37 protein-coding genes and 1 tRNA gene are annotated in these 23,174 nt (G+C 63.4%); 24 read left to right on the top strand and 14 right to left on the bottom strand.

From position 1 onward, the window contains the following. Positions 1-42 precede the first annotated feature (42 nt). Entirely contained in the window at positions 43-1,962 is a 1,920-nt protein-coding gene (dnaG, locus tag DAT37_RS06275; protein ID WP_109523740.1) for a DNA primase, read from the top strand. 348 nt (positions 1,963-2,310) lie between these two features. On the opposite strand, the gene DAT37_RS06270 is transcribed toward dnaG, so the two are convergent. Then, entirely contained in the window at positions 2,311-2,556 is a 246-nt protein-coding gene (locus DAT37_RS06270; protein WP_109523963.1) for a hypothetical protein, read from the bottom strand. Between the two features lie 309 nt (positions 2,557-2,865). Here DAT37_RS06270 and DAT37_RS06265 point away from each other — a divergent pair. Then, positions 2,866-2,938 (top strand) — tRNA-Asn (locus DAT37_RS06265). A 283-nt stretch (positions 2,939-3,221) separates the two neighbouring features. Here the strand turns inward: DAT37_RS06265 and DAT37_RS06260 are convergent. Further along, positions 3,222-3,863: a hypothetical protein gene (locus DAT37_RS06260; RefSeq protein ID WP_109523739.1), complete on the bottom strand. Its 642-nt coding sequence runs from the start codon at positions 3,861-3,863 to the stop codon at positions 3,222-3,224. A 61-nt stretch (positions 3,864-3,924) separates the two neighbouring features. Then, complete coding sequence (locus DAT37_RS06255) at positions 3,925-4,203, bottom strand: helix-turn-helix domain-containing protein (protein ID WP_157978338.1); 279 nt, start codon at positions 4,201-4,203, stop codon at positions 3,925-3,927. 758 nt (positions 4,204-4,961) lie between these two features. Here DAT37_RS06255 and DAT37_RS06250 point away from each other — a divergent pair. Further along, positions 4,962-5,207 carry a hypothetical protein gene (locus DAT37_RS06250; protein ID WP_157978337.1) on the top strand — a complete coding sequence of 82 codons (246 nt, stop codon included), beginning with the start codon at positions 4,962-4,964 and terminating at the stop codon, positions 5,205-5,207. Positions 5,208-5,282: 75 nt separating this feature from the next. Here DAT37_RS06250 and DAT37_RS06245 read toward each other — a convergent pair whose 3' ends face one another. Next, the gene (locus tag DAT37_RS06245; protein ID WP_157978336.1) at positions 5,283-5,681 is read right to left on the bottom strand and encodes a hypothetical protein; all 399 of its coding nucleotides are present in this window, start codon (positions 5,679-5,681) and stop codon (positions 5,283-5,285) included. Positions 5,682-5,964: 283 nt separating this feature from the next. On the opposite strand from DAT37_RS06245, the gene DAT37_RS06240 reads away from it, so the two are divergent. The 9 genes from DAT37_RS06240 to DAT37_RS06205 all read left to right on the top strand — a co-directional run bounded on the left by DAT37_RS06240 (position 5,965) and on the right by DAT37_RS06205 (position 11,593). Further along, a complete protein-coding gene (locus tag DAT37_RS06240) occupies positions 5,965-6,909 on the top strand; it encodes a YqaJ viral recombinase family nuclease (RefSeq protein ID WP_157978335.1) in 945 nt (314 codons plus the stop codon). Between the two features lie 2 nt (positions 6,910-6,911). Continuing rightward, entirely contained in the window at positions 6,912-7,199 is a 288-nt protein-coding gene (locus tag DAT37_RS06235) for a hypothetical protein (RefSeq protein WP_109523734.1), read from the top strand. Continuing rightward, positions 7,196-7,894 (top strand): recombinase RecT, encoded by a 699-nt coding sequence (locus DAT37_RS06230; RefSeq protein ID WP_109523733.1) that lies wholly within the window; start codon positions 7,196-7,198, stop codon positions 7,892-7,894. Before DAT37_RS06235 ends, DAT37_RS06230 begins: the two co-directional genes overlap by 4 nt. Continuing rightward, positions 7,894-8,070: a helix-turn-helix domain-containing protein gene (locus tag DAT37_RS06225; protein ID WP_109523732.1), complete on the top strand. Its 177-nt coding sequence runs from the start codon at positions 7,894-7,896 to the stop codon at positions 8,068-8,070. Before DAT37_RS06230 ends, DAT37_RS06225 begins: the two co-directional genes overlap by 1 nt. A gap of 111 nt (positions 8,071-8,181) precedes the next feature. Beyond that, a complete protein-coding gene (locus DAT37_RS06220; RefSeq protein WP_109523731.1) occupies positions 8,182-8,790 on the top strand; it encodes a hypothetical protein in 609 nt (202 codons plus the stop codon). Further along, a complete protein-coding gene (locus tag DAT37_RS06215) occupies positions 8,787-9,389 on the top strand; it encodes a hypothetical protein (RefSeq protein WP_109523730.1) in 603 nt (200 codons plus the stop codon). The genes DAT37_RS06220 and DAT37_RS06215 overlap by 4 nt, the downstream gene beginning before the upstream one ends. Beyond that, positions 9,386-9,865 carry a hypothetical protein gene (locus DAT37_RS43915; RefSeq protein WP_157978334.1) on the top strand — a complete coding sequence of 160 codons (480 nt, stop codon included), beginning with the start codon at positions 9,386-9,388 and terminating at the stop codon, positions 9,863-9,865. The genes DAT37_RS06215 and DAT37_RS43915 overlap by 4 nt, the downstream gene beginning before the upstream one ends. Then, on the top strand, positions 9,862-11,364 hold the full coding sequence (locus tag DAT37_RS06210; RefSeq protein WP_157978333.1) for a DnaB-like helicase C-terminal domain-containing protein: 1,503 nt from the start codon (positions 9,862-9,864) through the stop codon (positions 11,362-11,364). Before DAT37_RS43915 ends, DAT37_RS06210 begins: the two co-directional genes overlap by 4 nt. Position 11,365: 1 nt before the next feature. Then, positions 11,366-11,593 (top strand): hypothetical protein, encoded by a 228-nt coding sequence (locus DAT37_RS06205; RefSeq protein ID WP_109523728.1) that lies wholly within the window; start codon positions 11,366-11,368, stop codon positions 11,591-11,593. Positions 11,594-11,767: 174 nt separating this feature from the next. Here the strand turns inward: DAT37_RS06205 and DAT37_RS06200 are convergent, their stop codons facing one another. After that, a complete protein-coding gene (locus DAT37_RS06200) occupies positions 11,768-11,971 on the bottom strand; it encodes a hypothetical protein (RefSeq protein WP_109523727.1) in 204 nt (67 codons plus the stop codon). A gap of 246 nt (positions 11,972-12,217) precedes the next feature. Here DAT37_RS06200 and DAT37_RS06195 point away from each other — a divergent pair, with 246 nt between their 5' ends. The 12 genes from DAT37_RS06195 to DAT37_RS06145 all read left to right on the top strand — a co-directional run bounded on the left by DAT37_RS06195 (position 12,218) and on the right by DAT37_RS06145 (position 17,944). Then, on the top strand, positions 12,218-12,949 hold the full coding sequence (locus DAT37_RS06195) for an alpha/beta fold hydrolase (protein WP_109523726.1): 732 nt from the start codon (positions 12,218-12,220) through the stop codon (positions 12,947-12,949). Between the two features lie 360 nt (positions 12,950-13,309). Beyond that, on the top strand, positions 13,310-13,771 hold the full coding sequence (locus DAT37_RS06190) for a single-stranded DNA-binding protein (protein ID WP_109523725.1): 462 nt from the start codon (positions 13,310-13,312) through the stop codon (positions 13,769-13,771). Positions 13,772-13,929: 158 nt separating this feature from the next. Continuing rightward, complete coding sequence (locus tag DAT37_RS43910; RefSeq protein ID WP_157978332.1) at positions 13,930-14,088, top strand: hypothetical protein; 159 nt, start codon at positions 13,930-13,932, stop codon at positions 14,086-14,088. Beyond that, positions 14,075-14,368 carry a WhiB family transcriptional regulator gene (locus tag DAT37_RS06185; protein WP_157978331.1) on the top strand — a complete coding sequence of 98 codons (294 nt, stop codon included), beginning with the start codon at positions 14,075-14,077 and terminating at the stop codon, positions 14,366-14,368. The genes DAT37_RS43910 and DAT37_RS06185 overlap by 14 nt, the downstream gene beginning before the upstream one ends. Beyond that, positions 14,365-14,781, top strand: coding sequence for a RusA family crossover junction endodeoxyribonuclease (locus DAT37_RS06180; RefSeq protein WP_157978330.1), 417 nt, complete (start codon positions 14,365-14,367; stop codon positions 14,779-14,781). Before DAT37_RS06185 ends, DAT37_RS06180 begins: the two co-directional genes overlap by 4 nt. Then, entirely contained in the window at positions 14,778-15,068 is a 291-nt protein-coding gene (locus DAT37_RS06175) for a hypothetical protein (RefSeq protein ID WP_109523722.1), read from the top strand. The genes DAT37_RS06180 and DAT37_RS06175 overlap by 4 nt, the downstream gene beginning before the upstream one ends. Further along, positions 15,061-15,288 (top strand): hypothetical protein, encoded by a 228-nt coding sequence (locus DAT37_RS06170; RefSeq protein WP_109523721.1) that lies wholly within the window; start codon positions 15,061-15,063, stop codon positions 15,286-15,288. The genes DAT37_RS06175 and DAT37_RS06170 overlap by 8 nt, the downstream gene beginning before the upstream one ends. Then, on the top strand, positions 15,285-15,863 hold the full coding sequence (locus DAT37_RS06165; protein ID WP_109523720.1) for a LacI family DNA-binding transcriptional regulator: 579 nt from the start codon (positions 15,285-15,287) through the stop codon (positions 15,861-15,863). The genes DAT37_RS06170 and DAT37_RS06165 overlap by 4 nt, the downstream gene beginning before the upstream one ends. After that, the gene (locus DAT37_RS06160; RefSeq protein ID WP_109523719.1) at positions 15,860-16,075 is read left to right on the top strand and encodes a hypothetical protein; all 216 of its coding nucleotides are present in this window, start codon (positions 15,860-15,862) and stop codon (positions 16,073-16,075) included. Before DAT37_RS06165 ends, DAT37_RS06160 begins: the two co-directional genes overlap by 4 nt. Beyond that, positions 16,072-16,281: a hypothetical protein gene (locus DAT37_RS06155; protein ID WP_109523718.1), complete on the top strand. Its 210-nt coding sequence runs from the start codon at positions 16,072-16,074 to the stop codon at positions 16,279-16,281. The genes DAT37_RS06160 and DAT37_RS06155 overlap by 4 nt, the downstream gene beginning before the upstream one ends. A 539-nt stretch (positions 16,282-16,820) precedes the next feature. Further along, a complete protein-coding gene (locus DAT37_RS06150) occupies positions 16,821-17,216 on the top strand; it encodes a dATP/dGTP diphosphohydrolase domain-containing protein (RefSeq protein WP_109523717.1) in 396 nt (131 codons plus the stop codon). Beyond that, positions 17,213-17,944, top strand: a complete 732-nt coding sequence (locus DAT37_RS06145) for an exonuclease domain-containing protein (RefSeq protein WP_109523716.1) — start codon at positions 17,213-17,215, stop codon at positions 17,942-17,944. Before DAT37_RS06150 ends, DAT37_RS06145 begins: the two co-directional genes overlap by 4 nt. Positions 17,945-18,171: 227 nt before the next feature. Here DAT37_RS06145 and DAT37_RS06140 read toward each other — a convergent pair whose 3' ends face one another. From DAT37_RS06140 to DAT37_RS06100, 9 genes are all read right to left on the bottom strand, one after another. Further along, positions 18,172-18,366, bottom strand: coding sequence for a hypothetical protein (locus tag DAT37_RS06140; RefSeq protein WP_157978329.1), 195 nt, complete (start codon positions 18,364-18,366; stop codon positions 18,172-18,174). Beyond that, positions 18,359-18,709 carry a hypothetical protein gene (locus tag DAT37_RS06135; RefSeq protein WP_109523714.1) on the bottom strand — a complete coding sequence of 117 codons (351 nt, stop codon included), beginning with the start codon at positions 18,707-18,709 and terminating at the stop codon, positions 18,359-18,361. The genes DAT37_RS06140 and DAT37_RS06135 overlap by 8 nt, the downstream gene beginning before the upstream one ends. A 171-nt stretch (positions 18,710-18,880) precedes the next feature. After that, the gene (locus tag DAT37_RS06130; RefSeq protein ID WP_109523713.1) at positions 18,881-19,096 is read right to left on the bottom strand and encodes a hypothetical protein; all 216 of its coding nucleotides are present in this window, start codon (positions 19,094-19,096) and stop codon (positions 18,881-18,883) included. Positions 19,097-19,551: 455 nt separating this feature from the next. Continuing rightward, positions 19,552-19,755: a hypothetical protein gene (locus tag DAT37_RS06125; protein ID WP_109523712.1), complete on the bottom strand. Its 204-nt coding sequence runs from the start codon at positions 19,753-19,755 to the stop codon at positions 19,552-19,554. Positions 19,756-19,757: 2 nt separating this feature from the next. Beyond that, entirely contained in the window at positions 19,758-19,991 is a 234-nt protein-coding gene (locus tag DAT37_RS06120) for a hypothetical protein (RefSeq protein ID WP_109523711.1), read from the bottom strand. Further along, on the bottom strand, positions 19,988-20,878 hold the full coding sequence (locus DAT37_RS06115; protein ID WP_109523710.1) for a hypothetical protein: 891 nt from the start codon (positions 20,876-20,878) through the stop codon (positions 19,988-19,990). The genes DAT37_RS06120 and DAT37_RS06115 overlap by 4 nt, the downstream gene beginning before the upstream one ends. Before the next feature lie 418 nt (positions 20,879-21,296). Next, positions 21,297-21,614 carry a hypothetical protein gene (locus tag DAT37_RS06110; RefSeq protein WP_109523709.1) on the bottom strand — a complete coding sequence of 106 codons (318 nt, stop codon included), beginning with the start codon at positions 21,612-21,614 and terminating at the stop codon, positions 21,297-21,299. Between the two features lie 283 nt (positions 21,615-21,897). After that, the gene (locus DAT37_RS06105) at positions 21,898-22,464 is read right to left on the bottom strand and encodes a hypothetical protein (RefSeq protein ID WP_109523708.1); all 567 of its coding nucleotides are present in this window, start codon (positions 22,462-22,464) and stop codon (positions 21,898-21,900) included. Between the two features lie 199 nt (positions 22,465-22,663). Then, positions 22,664-23,161, bottom strand: a complete 498-nt coding sequence (locus DAT37_RS06100; protein WP_157978328.1) for a hypothetical protein — start codon at positions 23,159-23,161, stop codon at positions 22,664-22,666. Positions 23,162-23,174: the final 13 nt, after the last annotated feature.

Genomic DNA, 23,174 nt, shown 5'->3' with positions numbered 1-23,174 from the left:
TCCGGATCGAAGCGTCGCCGCGCTCGAGGCTAGACTCACACGGTGGCCGGACGACTCCCAGATCGCGATATCGCGGCGATACGCGACCGAGTCCGGATAGAGGATGTAGTGGGGGAGTACGTCGCCCTCAAACGCGCGGGCGCCGACTCGATAAAGGGCCTGTGCCCGTTCCACGACGAGAAATCGCCGTCCTTCCACGTCCGGCCCAACCACGGCCTCTTCCACTGCTTCGGCTGCGGCGAAGGCGGCGACGTCTACAAATTCCTCCAGCAGATCGAGCACATCGGATTCGTCGAAGCCGTCGAGCAGATGGCCGACCGCATCGGCTACCAGATCAACTACGAGGGCGGCGGCACCTCGGTCCAACGCGACCGGGGCACCCGCTCCCGCCTCGTCGCCGCGAACACCGCCGCCCACGAGTTCTATATGGCCCGCCTACGCGAACCCGACGCCGAAGCCGCCCACCGCTATCTCACCGAACGGAATTTCGACGGCAACGCCGCCCAGCAATTCGGTTGCGGCTACGCCCCCGACGGCTGGGACACCCTGACCAAACACCTGCTGCGCAAAGGTTTCGAATTCAAGGAACTGGAAGCGGCCGGACTGTCCAAACAGGGCAAGCGCGGCCCCATCGACCGTTTCCATCGGCGACTGCTGTGGCCGCTGCGCAACCTCGGCGGCGAGGTCATCGGATTCGGCGCGCGCAAACTCTTCGATGACGACACCATGCCGGGCAAATACGTCAACACCCCGGAAACGTTGCTGTACAAGAAATCTCAAGTCCTGTTCGGCCTCGATCTGGCCAAACGCGATATCGCCAAAGGCCACCAGGCCGTGGTCGTCGAAGGCTATACCGACGTGATGGCCATGCATCTGGCCGGTGTGAAAACCGCCGTCGCCTCCTGCGGCACTGCCTTCGGCGACGAACACATGGCGATCCTGCGCCGCCTGCTGATGGACGACAATTTCTGGCGCGGCGAGATCATCTACACCTTCGACGGCGACGCGGCAGGCCAGGCCGCCGCGCTCAAAGCCTTCGCAGGCGACCAGAAACTGGCAGGTCAGACCTATATCGCGGTAGCCCCCGACGGTCAGGACCCGTGCGAACTCCGTCAGCACTCCGGTGACGGCGCCCTGCGCGACCTGGTCGCCCGCCGCACACCGCTCTACGAATTCGTCATCCGCGGACTGCTCGCCGAATACAACCTCGATCAGGTCGAGGGTCAGGTGGAGGCCCTGCGCCGCGCCGTCCCCGTCGTCGCGCAGATCAAGGACAACGCCACCCGCAAGGCCTACGCGACGCGGCTGGCGGGCTGGGTCGGCTGGGACGATATCCAGACCGTCGTCCGCCGCGTCGGCGAGGAAGCGAAACGCGGCCGCGCCGGTGGCACCGCCGCCGCACCCCTCCGCCAAGGCCGAGCCGAGGCTCCCGCCGCACCCGAACACGTTGCGGCGCGGCCGAATCCGAACGATCCGGTGTTGCGGCCACAACGTCAGGTTCTCTGCGCGGCCCTGCAATACCCCGCCATCGCGGGCGCCGTCTTCGACTCGCTCGAACCGGAAGCGTTCACCCACCCCGCCTACATCGCCATTCGCGCGGTGATCGCCGAAGCGGGCGGTGCGTCGTGCGGGCTCGGCGGCGCCGAGTGGGTCAACGCGGTGTCCGACCGGACCGAGGAACTGACCCTCCGCGCCCTGGTGTCCGAGCTCGCCAGCGAGCCGCTGCCGGTGAAATCCGCCAACGACATTCCGCGGTTCATCACCGGTGTGCTGGCGCGGGCTCAGGAAGCGTGGGTGGGGCGGCAGGTCGCCGAGCTGAAGTCGAAGTTGCAGCGGGTCTCGTCGACGGATGCGGCGGAGACGTATATGTCGCTGTTCGGGGATCTGGTCGCGCTGGAGCAGTATCGGAAGAGTCTGCTGACGCAGGCGATGGGGAATTCGGACGACTTCGTGTCCAACTGAGTGTTTTCGGGGAAAGCCACGCGATGAGCAGGCGAGGCCGGAAATGGTCACGGCCGCGAGAGAGCGTTTCGCGGAAGTCGTGTGCGCCCACAACTGTTGCGTGAGTGTTCTGCGCGTCGAACGCCGTCGCCCACGCGCCGAGGCAGGCAGCCTCGCGCTGCCGGACAGAAGCCGTAGCATCGGCCGAATTTCGGGCGGCTATGAACCCGATCAGGTCCACGCATACGCATCCGACGACCGTCTGACCGCCGAAGTCCGATCCGGAGCGTCAAGACAATCGCGGACAGCGGTCCGATAGCCCCTACGGCCGGAAGATACGACCCCCGCCACTCGCCGAACGTCCGACGATCAGCGTCGCAACTGATCCTGCGGCACCAGCACCGTGGTCCGCTCATCCAACGGCACCATCGGCTCCAACGGCGCCCGCGTGCTCAATCTGTCCGACAACCTCTGCCGCCCCACCAACACCAGCTTGCGCGTCACCGGACTCCCGGCCACCGCGCGGGTAGCCGCGCTGATCTGCTCGTACCGAGCCCGCCCGGCCTTCGTGCCGAGCACGTACCCGGCAGCAATGCCGATGATCAACCGCAGCATCTCGTTGAGCTCCTCCCAATAGCCAGTGCGCGCTCCCATCCTGCCCGACCCCGCCCCCACCTGTCGATCCGGATTCGGGGTGCCGCCCGAGGCGCGCCGGTACACACGTCGCACCGTGCGTTCTGTGGCCCGAAACGTTCATCGACCCGCAGCCTTCGTCGTTCGCCCGCTACGCCTGTGCCTCGAGTGGCCCCTGTGGTCTTCCTTCGCACCAGCGTCAGCCCAGGTAGAACCGCGATTTGGGAACCCGACCAACCGTGCGCTAAAGTTTCATCTCGGCCGACCGGCACGGAACGGCCACAAGGATAGTCCCCTATAGCTCAATTGGCAGAGCAGCCGACTGTTAATCGGCAGGTTTCTGGTTCGAGTCCAGATGGGGGAGCAACGATTTGCCACTCTGAACGGTGGTTATAGCGAAGCTCCACTATGAAGTTTAGGTCGAGGTACCAACAAAAGTACCAACATCTGTATATGGCACGTCTTGTGAACCCACTAATTTTTTAGCCGAACCACGCTGAACTGCGTTTTGGGGGGCTTTTTAGGGTCTGACCTGCGATAATCCGGAGGTGTGAGGTGTGTCATATTCATCCGGTGGGGAGAAACCACAGGTAGGCCCGGGGTGGTTCCGGGTGGGGGCAATCCGGTTGCGTGACGGGGATGATCCGTCACGACCTGCTGTTGCGCAGAGTCCGCGCGACCCCATAGAAGCCCGTCCCGGATAGCGCCACCGACGCCAGTATCGAAGTGACGGTCAGCTGCGCGTTGTAGTGATCAGCCACCCACTGCTCAGAGGCGGCAGTCGATGCCCATACGGTGAGCGCCGCCGAGCCGAGACCGACGACGGCAGCCCCCAGCATCATGGCAAGGGCTTTTTGGCGTGATAGGGACGGGGCTACGGTCACCACGATCAGGACGCAGGCCGAGAGGACGCCAACGGCGAATGTGTCTTGGTGTGCTCCGCCGTCGGGCAAGGACTGCTCGCCGAAGTTGCTGAGCACGACGGACGCAAGGCCGAGGGTGATGTTGTATGCGATCCATGGATACCGCAAATGCCGCAAGCGTTCACGGCTCAACGGGATGAGACCCAAGAGGGTTAGTGCCGCGAGTACCACCGCGATGTGCACCAGGTCGGTCATGTGACGTCCAGCAGCTCTGTCGATCGGGTCTGCAACGGAGGGGATCTGCGCTGCGAAACCGAGCGCCAGGAGTGTCAGGGCGATCGTGAAAGGTCGATTTCGGGCCTTTGTGTCCCATATGCGCAGCCGGGCGAGTGCCGTCACAAGCAGGAGGACGACGGAGAACCACACAGGCGCAGCGTATAGCCGATCTTCGATAGATAGCGATGGGTTGGCTGTCCCCTGGTTCAGATCACAGGGCTTCCATCCATGCTTCACCGCCGGGGTCATCGCAGTCGGTTCGGGCTTCCGCGAGCTTCACGAGTTCAGATGTCTCCATTCCGAAAACCTCTGCGGCCGTGCGCATCCTCTCGGCGGTCCATTTTGCTTGGTTGTATTCGAATCGGTTGTAGGGCGATACGGTCAGCCCGAGGCGCTTGGCCATGTCCTTCTGTGTTAGACCGTGCTCCTCTCGTAGCGAGGCCACAGTCTTCGAAATCGCGAGATTGATGTCCTGTCGCCGCGGTCCCACGGAGGTCAGCCTATCGCTAACACGTGAAAAATGGGAGATAGTTGACTTTTGCGCAAATCACTCGCAATGAAATCTTGCACTGCTCAAAACTTAGGTATAGTGTCATGGGCGGCAAGATTACCCGGATAGACATCCGGCAAAAATGGAGTGCGCGACAGACCTGGCCGCCGTTGGGGGGGACCAGCCTAAACGCCGGACCTTGAAGGTGATGCTCAGGTGTGGACAACATTGAAATGATCGGCCGATCGAGCCGGGTGCTCGGGTCGCGGTGGCTGACCCGCGCCATCTATGCGTCATTGCGCGAGATGCCTGCGTGCGCCACTGGCGATCTCGGCAAGTAATTGGTTAACGAACTCTTCTGGGCGCCCAGGTCATCTTGGCGAGGTCGGCTACTCGGCCTGTCGCCACAGCGGAGTAGTTGTTTCAAGTGCAATAAACTGTGACAGAGATCGTGTATTTGATTCGGGCGGCGCATCTGAGGCTGCCTCGTTTTTGAACTGCGTTGCTGCGCAGTATGTTCGACAGGGTGACAATGATCCAGGGGGATAAATCGTTGCTGTATCGGAATTGAATCAGAGCAGCTCTAGACCTATTTTTGTGAAGTTACAGCGAGGTTACGTGAACACAAACGCTCGTATAGCGTTGGGAAATGAAAGCGCTGCGTCCGCATCCTGGATCCGCACCAGTCGCACCCCGGTTAATCGGAGTTCATCGTCGGGCGCGACGCGATGATACCTCCGGATTCGCAGGGTAGCTCGATGGCAACCAGCGAACATGCGCGCGGAATCTACCGCCACATGATCGCGTCCGGGCACATCGTCTATTACCAGGCTTCCCAGGTCGAGGGGTATCCCGCCATTCTTCTCGATTTCGAGAGCGAGGGGAGGACGATGACCTTGGAGACCACTGCTGCCGAGGCTCGACTTGCCGCCTTGAAGTTGCTCGAGATGGCCGATGTCGCAGAGGAGATGGCCGCGCGATATCGCGACAGCCAATCGCATTGACCGGGGGCAACCCCATCGGAGACGATAAAGGCGCCCCGGAAAATCGAGGTGGGCGCTTTTATCGTCGTCCAGAGGCTAGACGGCGGCGAGTTGATCCGCCTGAGTGTTGAGCTGGCGGCGCATCGCGATGAGTCGGAGTATGACCGCGTCGACGGTCATGAGGTCATCCTGGGTTAAGACGTTCATGCCGGAGGGTGGTTCCCAGTCCTCGCCTTCGATCGCAAACCAATCGCGGATTGTGTCTGTCGAAAGCTCGAGGGCTTGCGCGAGCTTGTTGATGGTCTTGGTGTCCGGCGTATTGCGATGGCCCGACCCTGTGGCGGTGGCCCCGATCAGGCGCTGCACGGTGGCGGGGGCAAGCCCCGCGGCGCCGGCCAGTTCGCGCATCGACGGCTTGCCGGTGCGGGGGTTGACCAGGCCCTTTTCCGTCATGCGCGATGCCCACGGCTCGGGCGCGAAATCTCCTCGTGCCATGGCTGGACCCTTTCTGTAGAACCAACTGCTGGATTGCTGCAATCAGGTTACCTCACGCATATATACCTCAGCGAATTTTGTTGGTTTGAGACAGACCGGTTCCCACTGGATTCCCCTCGGCTATCCCTGTTCGGGCAGGCTACGTCCTCTTCGGTGGATGTACCCGCCAGTAGCTTGATGAATCAACTACGCAGGTCGCTAGCGCTGTTGCTCGTCTCATGACTCATGATGTAATAATGTATGAGTCAGTAACCGGCGACAGATTGATGAACCAGCGAACATCGTGACATCCCAGACATCCATCCTGAATCGCACTGCGATACCCCTCGGCACCTTCGCCGCGGGCTCCGAACAGTGGCACGCTGCACGGGCCAACGGCTTGGGCGGCAGCGAGATCTCAGCGGTCTTGGGCGTCAACCCGTGGGAATCGCACTGGACGCTGTGGTGGCGCAAGAAGGATCTGCTGCCCCCCGTCCGGGAAAACGAATACATGCGCATGGGCAGCCTCTTCGAGCCCGTCATCTACCAGCACTACGCCGAGAACCTGCTGCCCGCCGGACACACCATGACCACCGGCACCACCTACCGCCATATCGACTGGCCCTGGATGGTCGCCAACCCCGACGGGCTCATCTTCGACTACCGCGGCAACCTCGTCGACGGCCTCGAGATCAAATGCGCGGTACGCGACGACAAATGGGGGCCGGAAGGCACCGACCAGATCCCGATCTACTACAAGACCCAGGTCGCCTGGTATTGCATGGTTATGGGTCTGCGCGGGCTGTGGATACGCGTGGTGTTCGGTGTCGGTGACTGGCGCACCTACAGGTTCGAGCCATCCGAGGAGGACTTCGAGACCTTGCTCGGCGCCGGGCGCGCATTCATGGAATCACTTGCCGCCGAGGAAGAACCCGACCTCGACGACCACTCCGCGACCTACTCGGCGCTGCGCTACCTCCATCCCATGATCGACAGCAGCGTCGTCCAGATCCCCGCCGAGTTGGCTGACGAGTGGTGGGAGGTCACCGGCCGCTTCCGAGACGCCGAAGAGGAACTGACCGGCCTGCGCAGCCGCATGACCAAGGCCATGGGCTATGCCTGGCGCGCAGACTGCGGAGCCCAGAAGGTCGCATACCGCCAGCGTCCCGCGAAAGGCGGCGACCCGTTCGTCAAGTCCGCCAAGAGACCCGATTTCTCCGACATCTCCAGCATCAAGAAGGGCAGCTGACAGTGATCCCGTTCGTCAAAGAACTCCCGCCGCGCGCCGAGCGCGGAGGCCGACCGGCGAAGTATGTGAAGGAGGCCGCCGAGATTCGCCGACGACCGTTCGAGTACGGCATCCTCGCCGAACTCGAAACCGCTGGCGCCGCCAGCTCTCTGGCCAACGCGATCCGTAACGGCAAATACGTCGCGTTCGTCGAAGACCAGGACGGCAGGTTCGACGCCTCCTCACGCGGGACCACGGTTTACGTGAGCTTCCAGCCCGCCAGCAAAAGCGCCCCGGATGCCGCCGCATGAGCGAGTCCATCAGCGCCGCGGCCGACGCCCAGAAGGTCACCCCCCGTATCGTGCTGGACCGTCATCGTGACGCGTTCGCGCAGGTGCTGCCGCCCACCATCAACCTCGACCGCTGGCTGCGCCTGGCCGAGAGCGCGATCAATGCCAGCGCGGGACTGCTCGACATCTTTCGTCGCGATCGCGGCGCGTCGGCACTCAAGGCGCTGATGAAGTGCGCCCAGCTCGGCCATGAGCCCGGCTCGGGGCTGTTCCACTTGGTGCCGAAGGGGCAGGCGATCGAGGGCTGGGAGGACTACAAGGGAATCCTGCAACGGATCTTGCGGTCGGCTCTCTACGCGAAGGTCGTCGTCGCGCCGGTCTACGCCAACGACGAATATGCCTTCGACGTCAACGTGGACGAGCGCCCTCGGCATAAGCAGGCAGCCGGCGACCGCGGTGAGCCCGTTCGCGCCTACGCCTACGCCGTTCATCGCGACGGTTCGACCAGCACCATCGCCGAGGCGACTCCGGCAATGATCGCCGGAGCGAAAGCCAAGGGGCACAAGACCGACGCCTCGACCTCGCCGTGGCAGAACCCCCGCGCACCGATGCATCAGAAGGTGGCGGTACGCGAACTCGAACGGTTCGTCTCGACATCGGCGGTGGATCTGCGTGTCACCGGTGATGTGACCGACCTGATCATCGAGGAGCCGTGATGGCCGAACCACTGGCCTACTCCTTCGAGGCAGCCGCCGAGGCGGCGGGTCTTCATGTGCGTCGTATTCAGGACGCGGTCAAACGCAACGAGCTGGGCTATCTGAAGATCGGTCGGGCCAAGGTCATCAAGCCCGAAGAACTCAAACGCTGGCTGTACGGGCACGACCCGAAGTAAGCCCGCACCACCTTCTCTGCTGTCCCCAACCCCTTTTCGGCGCGGCGCACACCTTGTGTTCCCAGGTCGTGTGCCGCGCTGATTCGCCATGCCCAAATGGAGGTTTCGAACATGGCTGGCACCATCGGCGTCCCCACCGACAAAGCGCGCGCTCATTTGGAATATCTGATCGCGAACAACACCAGCCGTAAACGCATCTCGCGGGATTCCGGTGTCGCACGCCAAACGGTTATCGGCATATTGCAGGGCAAGACCCAACGGATCTCCAAACAGTCCGAGGAGCAGTTGCTGCGCGTCACTGCGGCAGCCATGACGATCCCGGCGGGGATGCTCGACGCGCTCGGGTCGCGGCGTCGGGTGCGGGCGTTGATCGCGGCCGGTCACAGCGTGCCGGTCATCGCCGCTCGTGCACGCCTGTCGATGGCTGAGATCGCCGCCATCGCCTCGGGCCGCCAAGGTGTCGTCACGCCGAGCACGGACACGAAGATCAGGAAGACCTTCGACGTCATGCAGCTCGAAATCGGGCGCTCGGCCGCCGCCCGGCAGCTCGGCGCGGAACGCCGCTGGACCTTGCCGCTGGAATGGGACGACGAGAACATCGACGACCCCTTCCACAAGCCGTGCCGGTCCTCGAACGGCCGCAAAGGGGAAATCGCGAAGGCTCTCGACAACGCCAGGAACGCGCGTCCGCGACGGCGCCAGCTGGTCGCCGCGGCATGAAGATCTTCATCCCCGACGACTTCCCCGACGGCCCCGCCTACTCCGGCATCGACGACCTCGGCTATATCGCACTGGTCGACCTATGGATCTACCTGGGCCGCAACCAGACCGATACGATGCCGCTGAGCGCCTGGAAGGTGGACGTCGACGACGCACTCACACAGAAGCTGATCGACAAGAGCTTGATCGCGGTCCAGGGCGAGTCGGTGCGCCCACTGCTCACGGCCGGCCGGTCGCGGACAGCTCGCAGCGGAGGCGAGGATCGGGAGTTCGCCGAATGGTGGAAGCTGTGGCCGCGCAAGCAGGCCCGCGCCGCGGCGGCGAAGGCATTCCCGCGTGCGCGTGCCAAGATCGGATTCGACGCGCTGATGTCGGCGACGCGAGCCTATGTCCAGGATACCAACCGCGAGGACGCCTATACCCCGCATGGTGCGACCTGGCTCAATGGTGAGCGGTGGGCCGACGCTCCACTGCCGCACAAGCGTGCCGCGATCGCCAGCGTGAGCGCGGAGGACAAGGTCGCCGCGGTGTTCGACCTTGGGCGCGAGCTGTCCATGGGGTCGGCCTGGGCTGGCAATCCGGCGATCGAGGTCCGATGAGCACCAGCATCGAGATCGCCACGGCCGCGTACGCGATGGCAGCGGCGATCGACCAGTCCATCCCCGCCCCGACCAAGATGCGCTTGCAGGCATGGGCGGCGCTGTTCGAGGGCCAAGACCTCGGTGTCACCGAAGCAGTGCAGGCAGTGAAGGACTACTACCGCCAGCCGAACCGGTTCCCGATCAAGCCCGGCGACATCCTCGCGATCACCAGGACCATGCCGGTGACCAGTTCCCCGGAGCGGGTCGAGGCGTTCATCGACCGCTGGTCGGTACATCCGTACTCGCGCACCATCCAGGATCTGACCGGGATCGAATGGTCTCCGCCCGATCCGCCGAAAGGTTTCGACGTCGACGACGCCGAGAAGCTGCGCGAGTTCCATCTCGCCGCGTTCCGCAAATGGATCGCGCGAAACCACACACGAATGGTCGCACTGGCGCTGAGCAACGGCGAGCCCTTGGAGCTACCGCTGTGATCGCTTTCGAGCGGGTAGTCGACGCATTTCGCGACGCCGGTCTGATCGTGGTCGAACGCGGGTCGGGTGTCGCCACCGCACAGGCGCCCGGCCATTCGCCCGCCGACCGATCGGTGTCGATCCGCAATATCGAGGGCCAAGTCCTCATTCACTGTCACAGTGACGAAACTGTGGCGGTACTGGAAGCTGTCGGACTCACCCTGTCGGATCTATTCGACTCGCCCAAAGGCGTCCAGTACACATACGACGACGATCGCATCGTCAACCGGACCCCGGGCAAGAAGTTCTACCAGTCCGGCAACACCGCCGGTCGCTCGCTGTATCGCGCGCACCGTCTCGCCGCGGCGTCGATCGTGTTCTTCGTCGAGGGCGAGAAAGACGTCCACGCGATGGAATCGCTCGGCGCGGTCGCCACCTGCACCGCGATGGGTGCGGGCAAGGCGCACCTGTTCGACCTGACGCCGCTGCACGGCAAGACGGTGATCATCGTGCGCGACATGGACTCCGCTGGTCTAGCGCACGCCGAGCAGGTCGCCGAACTACTCGCCGACCACGCCGAGTGGTGCATGGTGTGTCCCGCCGTCGGCAAGGACGCCTCCGACCATATCGCTGCCGGTCGCGGTCTCGACGAGTTCGTCGCGATCGCCGAGCCGATGCCTGAGGGGCCGCGCAAGCTGTCCGAGGTCGTCACCGACTGGTGGCGCTGGCTCGACGCGCCACCAGAGCAGGTACGGATCTTCCCCACGCCCTGGGAGCGCCTGAATGAGGTCATCGCCGGTGGCCTGCATCCGGGGCGGGTGTATGTGATCGCGGGACGGCCCGGCGGCGGCAAAACCATCGGCCTGCTCAACATCGCCCAACACACCGGAGAGCGGCAGCACCCGACGATCATGTTCTCGCTGGAAATGCCTGAGCTGGAAATGACTTCGCGCCTGATGGCCTCGGGCGCCGAAGCCAACTATGGCGCCATCACCCGCCGCGAGGTGGGCGAATACGACCGCCGCAAGCTCGAGCTGTACGGCAGAGGGCGCGTCAACGAGACCCAGCTGTGGCTGATGGACCAAGCCACGATCGACGTCGAGCAGATACGCGCGATAAGCGGACAGATGAAACGCTCCGCTGTCGGTCTGGACGTGGTGTGTATCGACTACCTCGGCCTGGTCGGTGCCAGCCGCGGTAAGCGGGATCGCCGAGAAGTGTTGGGCCACATCATGAAAGAAGCCGTACGCATGGCCAAGGAGCTGTCGGTGGCCGTGGTGCTCGCCTGCCAGCTCAACCGCGGCCCCGAACACGCCAACCGCGCACCGGTCCTGTCGGACCTGCGTGAAACCGGTGACATCGAACAGGACTGCGACAGTGCCTGGCTGCTGCACCACCCCACCATGGACGGCCTGCCGACCGGCGAGGTCGAACTCCACGTCGCCAAGAACCGTACCGGCGCGCGTGACGTCATCGTCACCCTGCCGTGGCGACCCAACTACGCCAAGATCGGATCCTGAATTGATCTTCGAGAACGCCTCGCGCTTCGACGCCAACGAACGTGGCCTTATCGCCGAATCGAGCACTCACATAACCCATTACGATATCGGCGACCCGGTATTTCATCCTGATTCGTACGCCGTCGGCGGTCCGGTGCTGGGCGCGGGCGTAATGATCATCCCCGTCCGCGGTTCGCGCAGCTACGCCAAGAGCGCGGCGAACGCCACCCCGCCCGAGACCCCGGCATGAGGAACCCCGAACAGCCACGATTCCGATGGTGCCTGGGGCCGCCGACCCTGGCGGCCTGCGCGGTCCGCGTCATGGGCGGTCTGCCGTTGATCACCGGTGATGCCCGGTGATCAACGTGCCACGACGCCTGCCTGCGCTCGAGTCAGAGGCAAATGCGCAACTGCCTCAGACGTGCTATCCCATCGCTGCCACGGCTTCCATCAAGGACAACCCCGCCACAAACACACTGATGAACGTCGCACCTGAACCGGTCAGAATCGCTGTACGCGATGCCGACGTCCAACTATTGAGCGCGATTCCGGCTATCAGCGAGCTGATAGCCGGAACTGCAAGGATCAGCATGAGAATAAGACAGATCACCAGGCTTGAAAGTTGCATATCTCGGCTCTCATCAACAGGGATCGGAGCCGCCGGCCGAAAGAACACACAGACGACTCACGACCCGATCGACAGGTCATGGAACCTCGCACACAGAGGCGAGGAGTCGATTCTGGTATTCACTCCTAGTGATCGGAGGAGTTTCGTTCTGGGCAACTCGGACGATAGCACACGCATCAGCGGGCTTCGCCGGGTCGCCACAGGGGATATTCTGCGATCAAATCGGGTGCCAATAGGTGCAGTCCAGTGATCGACGTTCTGATCATGGGCGGTACAGGCTTCCCGCAGGGCGAGGGGATTACCGAAACCTTCGGCCGCGCCCTGGACCGTCGCCGTTTCCGGTACTCGTTCATCGACTACCCGGCCGACTATGGCACGCCGACACCGTATGGGGATTCGGTGCAGATCGGCATCCACGCACTCCTGTCCGCGATCTACGCGTCACCGAATCCTGTTCTGTTGGCAGGCTATTCGCAGGGAGCGGGGATCGCCGCGCAGGTGGCGCACAAGCTCTCTCGCGGCGAACGCAACGACCTCCAGGTGCTCGGCGCGGCGCTGATCGCGTGCCCACTGCGTCCGCCCGGCCCGACCGTGCTCGGCGGCGATCCCGGCGGCCACGGGGTTTCCGGCTCGCTGGTCGTCGAGGGGATTCCGGTGTGGCACGCCGCGGCCCGGCGTGACCCGATCGCGGCGCTGCCGCAGGGGTCGGCGCTGCGTTTCATCGCCGATGTCACCGAGTACTGGAGCGCGATCGACCCGACCAGGCTGGAGAGGTGGTTCGAGAAGCTGGACGCCAGGGCGCGCGAGCGGCGTTGGCAGCGCTGGTGGTCGCCCGAGACGTGGCGCGACACCGCCGATGTCATCGGCCAAGCCTCCGCCTACCTCGTCGAAGGTCGCCACACCATGGCCTACATCCGCGAGGGGCATTGCGCCGCTCTCGCCGAGACCGTGAACCGCGAGATCGGCGGCCAAGTATGAACGGCGTCTCGCCAGACGCGCCGACATCACCGGCAGGCTCATCTTTAGGACGCGGTCACCGCCAGGTCCTTGCGGGGGACGTCGCGAACCTTGCCGGTGACGCCAACTGTCGATGTGGCTCCCTTTCGACATCGCCCAGTTCGGTACCAGCCTCGGCGGACACGACCAGTGCGCCGGCTCGATCCGGGCATGTTCTGGTCGTTCCGCAGAGGTCGATCAAGGCCACGGTCTCCATGCGCGACGCCGCCGACAGATGCGGCGGTTGGAATGAGAGTCGACCATGAAGCCTTAACATAGTCATATAGCACATGGGTTATAAGCTGCTATCTTAGGTGAAACGCCAGTTAGGAGCCCTAATTCATGGCCGGAGATACAGTCATCACTGTTATCGGCAACCTCACCGCCGATCCCGAACTTCGCTTCACGCCCGCAGGTGCGGCCGTAGCGAACTTCACCATCGCCTCCACCCCACGCGTGTTCGACAAGAACAGCAACGACTGGAAGGACGGCGAAGCGCTGTTCCTGCGCTGCAACATCTGGCGAGAGGCCGCGGAAAATGTCGCGGAAAGCCTCACCAGGGGAGCGCGTGTCATCGCCAGCGGACGCCTCAAACAGCGTTCCTACGAGAAGGACGGCGAGAAGCGCACCGTTATCGAACTCGAGGTCGACGAGATCGGCGCGTCGTTGAAGTATGCGACGGCTGCGGTCAACAGACGCAACGGAAGTGGCATCAACAACTCTGGCGGCCGGTCCAACAACTCCGATGACTCGTGGGACAACAGAGGTTCGTCGGCGCCGCCCGACGACGAGCCCCCGTTCTAACCCACTCCTCGGACCGCCCTGGTTCGTCAATATCACCCCCGCGTGGTGTCACTCCACCCGCTACCAGGGAATTGAAAGTGCGCTCATGATGCCGCCCTCCTTTCAGCGGCGAGGCGTAACTGCGACAGGGGCGGTCCACCCCCTCTTCGAGGCGAGCAATGGAAAAATCTGCCCCCACCCCCTGCGACGACCTCTCGCTCGTCTTGAGCAGATCCGTCGGGCTCGACGACGCCGTACAGATGGCGATGCACCGGCTGCGTGAGGCTCTCGATCGCGGCGCCCTGCGACTCGAACCCGGCGGCTATGGCGACCTATGACCGCGACTGGATGGTTCGCTCCAAGTGCAGAACCGCCACCGATCCGTCACTCTACGACGCCGACAACCGCGGCAGCAGCAACCAGCAAGCCGAACGCCTCGAAAAGGCATGCGGTGGTTGCGACACCGTCGCCGAATGCGCAGCGTATGCGCTGAAGCACCAACGCGACGCCGGAGGCTATGTGTGGGCAGGCATTCCGGTGCCACAAACCAGCGGCACCAAATTCTGGAACCGGGCGATGGAAAAGCTCGTCAAGATTCGCGGGGAGGTCCGGCTGTGATCCCGTCCGAGATCATCAACGCCGCCGCTGCGATCGTCAACCCGCTCTACATCATCACCATCCCTCACAACCCACACCCCAAGGCCCGGCCCCGGTTCGGCCGCGGACACCGCGCCTACCGTGATCGCGCCGACGCCGAATTCGAAACGCTCACCGCGACCTACCTACGTGCCGCAATTCCCGCCCCGCTGCGCGGCAACGTCGCGGTGGGGTGTGTGTTCTACCGCTCCACTTTGCACACCGTCGACGGTGACAACCTCACCAAACACGTCCTCGACGCCGGGAACGGCATCGCATGGGTCGACGATTCGCAATGCACCGCCCAACTCGCCGTCGTCGAGCTCGATCGCGCCAACCCGCGCAGCGTAATCCTGATCGGCACCCACCAATCCACCATGACGAGGACGAAATGAGCAGCACCCGATCACGTTTCACGATCAAGGTCTTCGGCATCGCGCTGCTCACCCTCTGCTGGGACAGCTGGCCCCGCTACGACATGGCCGAGTTCGTCGACACCGACTACCTCGACGATGAGCGGCTGACCACCGCCCAGGAGATCGAGCTGACCGAACACGGATACGCCTACAGCTGCCCGTACTGCAACGAGCTGTTGGTCGAGGGATTGCACGAGCCGATCGACCCGGCCGCCGAGATCGAGCTGGCAGTGGCGCACCAGTGCACAGGGGAACCGTGTGGCTGAACTGATCAGTCCCCGAGCGCAACTGGAAGCCGCCATCCGACGTTATGTGCGGGTCGAGACCGGCGGCGAACTGGCCACCGACTGGATCCTGTTCACCGCGCACACCAGCGATCCCCTGCCCGAATACCTGCTCATCACTTCCACCGGACTTGCACCCCACGCTGCCGGAGGACTCAGCAACCGCTTACCCGACGCCTTGGAAGATCGGTACGACTCATGACCTACGCCATCGAAGAACTCGACGCCCTACGCGCCGCCACCGCCGACATCGAACGACGCACGATGGTCGAGATCGACAACGCCGCGTTGCGCGTTGACCTCATCGCGCTCCGCGACGAGGTCGCCGCACTGGTGCCGCAGCTCAACCGCGCGATCGAGGCATTGTCACCGCATGTGTCGAGTTACAGCGGCCCGCAGTTGCGCGAGCACGTCGAGGCCCTGCGCGCGCTGCATCACACCCAGGAAGAAATCGCCGACGCCGCCGACGTCTCGCTGCTGACTGTGAGCCGCATCGTGCGCGGGCACCGCGAGCGGTATTCAGACAAGGTCACCCGCAGGATCATGGCCCTGCCGCTGGAACCGCGCTCCTTTGTCGTGGACCTCGACATCGTCGACAAGGTCATCGCGGGCAAGAAGCCCACCATCGCCCGCCGCGACCGCGCCCAATACCTGGAATACCTGGCCGCCCGCGAGGACATCCACGTCGCCGACATCGCGCGCGCCATGGCCATTCCGCAGGCCCGTGTCATCGGCGCCCGCCAAGCCCTCGCTCGCCGAAACACGATCGCGGCATGAGCGAGAAACGGCCCGGACAAACCTACAACCTCTCCGCAGGCCGTGACGTGATGGGCAACATCCGCCTCAACGACGGCACCGGCTTGCTCGTCGCCCTGAAACGCAATACCCGAGCCGAAGTGCAGGGGTGGCTGGACCGATCGGTGAATCCGAATTTCAGCGCGCAGTACGCCGCGGCGCTGGCACTGTTCGATCGCGAGGCCACCGCATGAAAACGGTCTCGATGGATACCCGCGCCGACCAGCTCCAGGACGACATGATCGGGCGCATCCTTTTCTACGACGACAGCAAGACTCGAAAGCGTCGACGCGAGATCATCGCCGCAGTCATCCGCAACAGCAGCTATGTGCGGGTGGAGACGAATACGGGCCGCATCATCGTGCTCGCCCCCGATGTGATGGTGGCCGTCGAACATTAGTTTCCTCGCCACCCACTGCGGGATTGTTCGTGCTGGGAAGCTGCGGGGGCGGCTGCGTTGCTTCAGGGGCGGTATTGCTGCTGCGCAGCAGCACCGCCAGCACTGCCAGAGCATCGCGCCGGCGTGCTTCGTTCGACGAGAAGATCGCGCACCAAGCAGCAGGAACAGCCATCAGGGCGAACAGCACGAAAAGGCCCAGAACGAGCCACACGGAATTGGATGCGACAAAGAAGGAGGTCAAGAAAAGTCTCCGGCTCACGGAGGGATCTTGTCGACGTAGACAGTGATCCCACGGAATCCTGACGGGCACACGCGTGCCCGCAGTATCACCGGCGTGAGCTGTACGCCACCTGGAGGAGCCGGTGCGGGACTCTATCTCGGGTGGCAGCAGAGAAGATCTCCGTGCATGGCGCAAGCGTAGTGCACCTGGAAGTGACCCGCACCCCGTTGTGGCCTACATCGTCCATGCCACTCCAATGTTCCTGTGACAAGAGCTATTTGCGATCTCTCCTTATGGCGTACTCTCGATCGGAAGTTAGATGACACCGCTACCCACCAGCCCGCCCAGCTCTTCCTCCGCCGAGGATCCCGCCGTGATGATCACCAGTGAGACGGGGGGAGTGAAGGGTAAGAAGCTGGCCCAGTTCTCCTTGATCCCGACCGGGCCACTGAAAGCGCTGGCCGAACTCTATGGCCGTGGCGCGCAGAAGTATTCGGCCGACAACTGGCGCAAGGGCTACTCCTGGTCGTTGGCGTACGACGCGATGATCCGTCACGCCAACGCGTTTTGGGGCGGACAGAACCGCGACCCGGAAACCGGCGCGCTGCACGTCATCGCCGTCGCCTGGCATGCGTTCACCCTCGCGTACTTCATCGTGCGCTATCCGCAGTACGACGACCGTCCCATCGAGGCGCCCGATGAGGAGACCGCATGATCTGGTCGCAGATGCCGCTGGCCGCATTCGATCTGGAGACCACCGGTCCCGACCCGCGTGACGCGCGTGTGGTCACCGCCTACATCGGCGTGATCAACGGGTCGGCCAAAATCGAGCACCACTGGCTGCTCGATCCCGGTATCGAGATCCCCGCCGGCGCCACTGCGGTACACGGCATCTCGACCGAGAAGGCCCGCGCCGAGGGCCTGGATTACCGCACCGGCATGATCCAGATCCAGGCCACACTGGACACATTGTGGGGTCAGGGGCGGATCGTGGCCGCCTACAACGGCTGCTACGACCTAACTGTCCTCGCGCATGAAGCCGCTCGGCTGCAACTGGATTCGAAACCCGTCGGCCCCATGGTCGACCCATTCGTGCTCGACCGACACGTGGACCCCCACCGTCAGGGGAAGCGCAAACTGGTCGACGTGGCTACGGTCTACGGCGTGAAGATGGGCGCGGCCCACACCGCCGACGCCGACGCCCTGGCCGCCGCACGCCTGGCCTGGGTGATGGCGCGACGCTTCCCCGAGATCGGTCAGCTCGATGTCGCGCAGCTGATGAGCTTGCAGGCCCAGTGCTACGCCGAACGGTCCCAGCAACTACGCGCCATGCTCGAAGACATCGCCACCAAGAAACAGGAGCGGGCACACTCCATGCTCGAAGATGCCCGCGGACTACTGGTCCGCGCCGCCGGAATCTCCGAACTCTGGCCGGTCCAATAGTCGTGACGGGCCGTGAATGTCGAGATACGTTATTTATGGGTCCGCGAAACCCCGGTCTCCGAGCGGGAGGCAAACCCACGATAGAAAATCGTGGGCACAACTGAATAACAACTGAATATGCCGCCGGTGGTGATCTGAAGCCCCGGTCGGGCCGCACCAAACGGCCCAGGCACACAGGGGCGGCGGGTGAGTAGATCAGATCCTCACCCGCCCCCCTTGTTTCACACTCAGAGCAGTGACCGGCCCATCAGATATGCCCGCGATGCCAGCTGAGCTTCCACATCGAGCGAATGCATCTTTGCGGCGTAGATATCACCGCGGTCCAATGCCTCTTGGGCTAGTTTCAGTGTCGCCGCGATCGAAGCGTCACGCCGCGCCAAAAGCCGGTCACGCTCGATCGCCTCGTCCCTCAGTTCACGCATCGTGGGTTTTCGCGCCATATGCCGTCCCCTCCCATTGTCGGTCGACCACTTGACCGTGGCAGCTCAGCGCGCACGATTCGGTGGCGCAGGTCTGGCTCCACCCGTCGAACTGGCCCCCGTGGATGGTGATTTGGAACAGCTGAGGAGCACCGACCCCCTGCCATTCGCCATCGAAGGTTGTGACCACCCGCACCGGGAAACTGGTCTCCAACACCAGCCGGTAGGTGGGGTCGGCCACCAACTCGGCGTACCGGCTGGCATCGACGACCTGGCCCTGGCGGTCGTAGTGCGTGATCGGGCGTGGTCGTGCTACCACAAACGCCGCCACCTCATCAGGTTCCATCGCAACCCCTCCTGCGTGCTCGGTTTCCCGGCCGAGCCTAATCGAACGTATGAGCGAACGGCGGTGCCCCCCGCTGTGAAGCGCTACAAAACTCTCAGCTGACTCTAAGGGTCGTATCCCCGAATCTGGAGGTTTCTCCAGTTTTTTCTTGGGTAACTCCCCCTGGACTCATCACGTCGTACCGGCCGCGGCGGGTCCGTCGTGCTCGGCGGCCCACCTCAGCAAGTCGCCGATCGCCTCGTCCTGATCATCCCCAACAGCGACCTGGTCGTTACGGTTGGTAAACATCACATACCCCGACAGCAGCTCCAAGACGACGCCGACCGGTCGATCGTTTACCCAGACCAGCAGCCGATCACCAGCACGCTCCACCCGATAGTCCTGCATTGAATGCGATCTCCTACTCCGAATACTGTTGCGACTGCCGGATATCCGACAGTCGCCGCACCGCATCCAGACGATTCTGCCCTTCATCGATCGACGTCAGGTCGGCCCGAATCTCAGCATGCACCTTGCTCTCCGCACGCGCTGGACTCGCCCTCAGTCGCCGCTGTTGTTCCGGGGGAGATATCGCGGAGGCCGAGAGCGTATAGGTCGACCTCTGAAGGCTCAGCGATTCTGCTTCCCAATTCAGCGTGATGTGTTGCCGAGCACAGCTCGGAAGGGGTGCTTGTCCTGGCGTCGAGGGATCCGGCCGGGTTCTCGATCATGTTGGCCTCGTTGATCTCGGCGACCGGCTTACCCAGCGCGGCGGCGAGATCGAAGTCTTTGCCGGTGATACGCGCCCAGTGCCGTGTGCCCGAGTCCGTTCGGGGATTGCGACGTGGTAGGGCTGTGCCGATTCAGTCCGGGTCTTCGTCCTCGTGCTCTTCGCAGTCCTCGCACTCGTCTGCGCGTGTCTCGTAGTGCTCGTCGCAGGTTTCGTGGACTTCCAGCTCGTCGTCGAGGTATTCTGCGGCCACTAGGTCGTCGCGCCTGGCTGTGGCGTGCGCCTCGGTGTGGAACTGGGCTTCCACGCACGCCTCTGCGGTGAAGATTCCGTACATTCTCACTCCTCGTAGCGGATCGCGCGGGGATCGACCCTTGTCATGGTCTGCTCGATGTTTCGGCCGGGATCCCAGCACAACCAGCGACTTTCGCCGTCGAGCCGGAACCCGTGCTCATCCATATGGCTCAGCTGGCCGCGGAGCTGGGCATGGCTGCGGCTGGTCGGCGGGGTGTATACCCGGCGGACATCCACCATGTCGCCCACCTGGAATCGGGTGCGGTCGATGGCTGTCACGGGTCGACCTGTTCCGGCTGGGAGGGCAGGGCATAGTCGTACATTCCGGTCTTGATGAGATCGCTCGGCAGGATCTCGTGAATCGGATCGCCCACCCAATTCGCAGGCAAGCCCGCGGACTTGCGGCGACCGAGCAGCCAGAACAGCAGATCGCCTTCCACGTAGTAGAAGCGGATGCCGGTCGGGTCTTCGAAATGCAGGTACATCCGATCCTCGACACTGACGCGGACGATACGCATCCCGCAGAACTGCGACAGCGTCGCAAGGACGGCCCCGATCACCTTGGAGGGAACCTCGTTGAGCGAATTCCAGTCCTGGAACGCGCCAGCCAGCTGGCTCGGCAGGGCGAAGGGCGGGATCGCCTCGGCGAGTTCGTCGCGGCGCTGCTCGATGATCTCGCGGGCGTTCTCGCAGAAAGCGTCACGGATACTTGAGGACGGAATCCAATTCCGTAGTTGGTCGCCCTCGGCCGTAGTCAGCGGGCTGGGCAGTAACGCGTTCAATCCCGCGACCGACAACACCATCTGCCCCGACAGCACGACGAGGGCGCTGTCGATCACCGCGGGCAGGTCACCGGATTCCAGCATGGATCGAACGGCCGGAACCCCGCTGACGGCCTTGATGATGCGATCGAGGATGCCGTTTGCGGCCTCGAGCTGGGTGGTGTTGAACTCTCCGACATGCAGATCGGTGTTGATCTTCTGCATCTGCGCGAGCGTCAATGTCACCGTGTCGGTGCGTTCGGCGTGCCGCAACGCGTACTGGAACCAGTCGTCGGTGTGGACGTAATCCGCGACCGGCGGATCCTCGAACGTTGGCGTGACGTGGGTGGGCTCCAGCAGGCCCATGATCTGTTCGATCTCGGTGGGCTTATCGGATTCGGGCATTCGCAATTCCTTGTCTGCTTGGCGAAACGGATGAAGGTGGCCGGTCGTTGCTGGCCGAATGTGGTTCAGCTGCCGGTGATCTCGACGCTGCAGTGGGTGTCGATCATCGAGGCGAACTCCGCGCCGATGAAGTCGGCGAGATAGTGCTCGTCGTTGACGAGGTCACTGGCCGCGATGGACATGTCCCTGCCGACCGCGCCGGTCCGTCCGGCGTATCTACGCAGCCCGACCTGCCTCGCCGAAGGGGTGATTTGATCTTGAACTCGGACCTGGGAGATGCCTCGGGGTGTTTGCTGTGCAGACCGCCGGGATGGTGGCATGCCGAGCTCTCGGGTGAAGTCGAACCACCCACCGCCGGATGGCGGTGCACGCCTTGCTGGGGCCGCCCGAATTCACCGTGGCTCGGACAACGGGTCATCTATTTGTGCTTGATCTGACCGGCAAGTTCGGGGAACAGCTCGCCGACCCGGGCCGCTACCGCGGCCCGCGTTTGATCCCAGTCGTCGAAGTCCTCGCCGCTGATGCCATCGACGTAGCCGTTGTCGTAGAGGTACCGGCGAGCCAGCTTCAACATCTGCGTTCGCGAGGTCGGCAGCTCGTCGCCATAGCTGCCCATTTGAACTGCGACACAGTCGATTACCTGGTTCACGTCGATATCGAACTGCACCCGCAACGAGACAACCCGCCGTGCGTTGCGTTGCCTGCTCAGCGGCACCATGTGGATCTCGCGGCTCATACCGCCACGCCGACAGTGATCGCCAACGCGGCGATCGCCTCCGCGGCTTGCAAATACATATCCACTCCGATCAATGCGTGCCGGATCTCGGCAGCTGAAATAGACGCACCAATTCAGATGCGTTGAGAGAAAAGAGATCAAGGAAACAGCAGGCGAATCAGGATGCCTGCATCGACAGTGATTGCAACCCCGAGCAGCAGGCTCGCCGACGACAGCGGACCGCAGGCCATAGATGGATCAACGACCGACCTCGACCTGGACGCGGGGATCGAGGCGGTACACGTCAATGTCGATTTCTCACACGGGATTGCACCCCCTCTGGCCCGGCGGTTTCAGGCGCCGTGGCCTGGCCGGTCACGGCGAACGTGACATTCACGCAGCCGTAGCTGACGAAGCGGTTGTGCTCCGGCGAGTCATGGACCAGGCCGTCGTACGCGCGGTGGGCGAGGGTTCGCATGGCGGCGACCATGTCTTCGTCGGTCATGTCCAGGCACCCGTCGCCGATCCGCTCCCGCACTGTGACAAACAGCAGGTTGCCGTCAATGGGGCGGGTATCCATGATCTGGAATATGCCGTCGGAGGACGTGTCGTTGATAGCCAAGACGGCGGCACTGTCGGCCGATTCGCCACCGTAGGGTTTGACCACGGCCACGATGCATGAGTCGGAGCACTGTTGGCGATGAGAGTCGACCCATTCCGCCGCGGCGTTCTCCAGGTCGGCGTCGAAGGCGATGTTGACGAACAGCTGCGCGGTTTCACAGTCCATGTCGGCGGCGATGGGCCAGGTGCGTTCGTCGTCGCAGAGGAAACCGGTGAACAAATCCCAGTTTTCATTGCTCATTTTCGCCATCGGATTTCCTCAATTCGATTTAGGTCTATTACTCATATGGGGACATGGAACGATCCTCGCCCAATGAACCGGCAAAAGGTCGAAGGGTGTTAAAGCATGAGAAAGGCCCCGGAGGCAGACCTCCGGGGCCTCGGAACACGCGAGATCGACACGAAGGGCGTACATCCGAACGTGGATGTACGCCTTGGGGTATCGCTACTTACGGCCGGACAGGTACCAGCCGTCCGTCGCGGGTTCGGATCTCGACGACCGGCTTCTCGTCTCGATTGGCCCGGACGATGCCGAACGCCAAACCGGACTCGCCGATCAGGGTCGTCGAGGTCTCCAACACCGAGGTGATCACGACCTCGGCGGCGTCCAGCTCGGCCAGGCCGGTCACCGAGAACCACCCGACTTCCGGCTCGCCATCGCTCGACGGCCTCCCGAACCACTTATTGGACACGCAGTACAGCGGCTGCGTGCCGGTTACCGAGGCGCGTTCCCGAATCCGACGCGGTGTCCCCGTGAGCATCGTCGGCGCGACCCACTCGCCGTCGTGATCCTCCACGAACACGGTGAACCGTTTGTCGGCGCTGTCGAGCACCACCGCGGCCACACCAGGGCGGACAGCGATCGCTACCGGCGACAGATCAGGGTCGAAGTCGGCGACTCGCTGCCGCGCGATCTCCACGGCAGGATGCTCCACGACAGTGCTCACGATGACAATTCCT

It is taken from the genome of Nocardia aurea, from assembly GCF_003123685.1.
GTDB classification, from domain to species: domain Bacteria; phylum Actinomycetota; class Actinomycetes; order Mycobacteriales; family Mycobacteriaceae; genus Nocardia; species Nocardia aurea.
This window is presented reverse-complemented; position numbering and strand designations above follow the sequence as displayed.